The sequence below is a fragment of the Dietzia natronolimnaea genome (genome assembly GCF_002289575.1).
Taxonomy (GTDB): domain Bacteria; phylum Actinomycetota; class Actinomycetes; order Mycobacteriales; family Mycobacteriaceae; genus Dietzia; species Dietzia natronolimnaea_A.
Genome location: NZ_NTGA01000092.1, coordinates 1 through 1,410, shown reverse-complemented (window position 1 = coordinate 1,410; position 1,410 = coordinate 1). Strand labels below are relative to the sequence as shown.

The window sequence follows — 1,410 nt, the reverse complement described above, 5'->3', positions numbered from 1 at the left end:
CACTCGGTAGGTGAAGCGTACTTCGTGGTCGTCTGGTCTGTCGTTCTCCGTCGAGGATGTCGGGGTGATTGCTCATGCCGGGGTCATCGCGCCGCGTCTTCTGGCTGATCGCGTCGGCCTGACCGCCGAGCTGTCGAAGGCCATGGCACGGCGCCAGTTCATTCCGATCCATGACCGTGGGCGGGTGTTGACCGACGTCGCTGTCATGCTCACCGGTGGCGGCGAGTCCATTTCCGATATCGGCGTTCTGCGCCACCAGTCCGGGGCCCTGGGCCCGGTCGCCTCGGCGCCGACGGTGTGGCGAACGTTGGATGAGGTCACCGCAGGTAGGCGCAAGAAGATTCAGGTGGCGCGTGCCCGTGCGCGGCGGCACGTGTGGTCTCACCTGCCCCGCGGGGTGCCCGCATCGAAGTGCGCGGGACGAGATCTGGGAGCCACGATCGTTCTCGATGTGGACGCCACCATCGTGGTCACGCACAGTGAAAAAGAGAACGCCGCGCCGACATACAAGCGCACCTTCGGCTACCACCCGATCGGCGTGTGGTGCGACAACACAAGCGAGTTTCTCGCCGCGAGCCTGCGCCCGGGAAACGCCGGCTCGAACACCGCCGCCGACCACATCGACGTCCTGGGCCAGGCAATCGCCCAGATTCCCGCTGCTCAGCGGCGTGATGTGCTGATTCGCTCCGACGGAGCCGGCGCCTCCCACACATTGCTGGACTGGATCACCGACCAGAACCGCGTCCGTGGCCGGCGGGTGGAGTACTCGGTCGGATTCGCCATCACCGCCGGAGTCCGCCGGGCGATCGGCATGGCACCCGAGGCCGCGTGGGGACCGGCATTGAACCCGTCTGGCGACGTCCGAGACGGGGCCGAAGTCGCCGAGCTGACCGGGTTCCTCACCGCCGGGATGCTCGCCAAGTGGCCAGACGGGATGCGGGTCATCGTCCGCCGCGAACGACCCCACCCGGGTGCTCAGCTGTCGATGTTCGAGGAGCTCGACGGGTGGCGCTACCAGGCGTTCGTGACCAACACCGCCGCCGGTCAACTGCAGTTCCTCGAAGCGCGGCATCGGGCGCACGCTCGGGTCGAGGACCGGATCCGCCACGCCAAGGACACCGGCCTGGGCCGTCTGCCCTCGCGCGAGTTCGCTCTCAATCAGGCCTGGCTGGTGGCGGTGATGATCGCCGCGGACCTCGTAGCGTGGACCCGGATGCTGGCCTGCACCGGCGCCGCCGCGGCACTCGCCTCGTGCGAGCCCAAAGCCATGCGCCACCGCTTCCTCCACGTCGCCGCCCTACTGACCCGCAGCAGCCGACGTAGACGGGTCAAAATCCCCGAAACCTGGCCCTGGGCCACCGCCATCGACGCCGTGTTCCACACGATCGCCGCGATCCCCAAACCAGCCTG

Annotated in this window: 1 protein-coding gene; it reads left to right on the top strand. The window is 68.1% G+C overall.

The genetic code is table 11. The features are described from left to right. Positions 1 to 10: 10 nt before the first annotated feature. Positions 11 to 1,410 (top strand): IS1380 family transposase (locus tag CEY15_RS17765; RefSeq protein WP_095719503.1); only part of this gene is annotated, 1,400 nt, incomplete at its 3' end.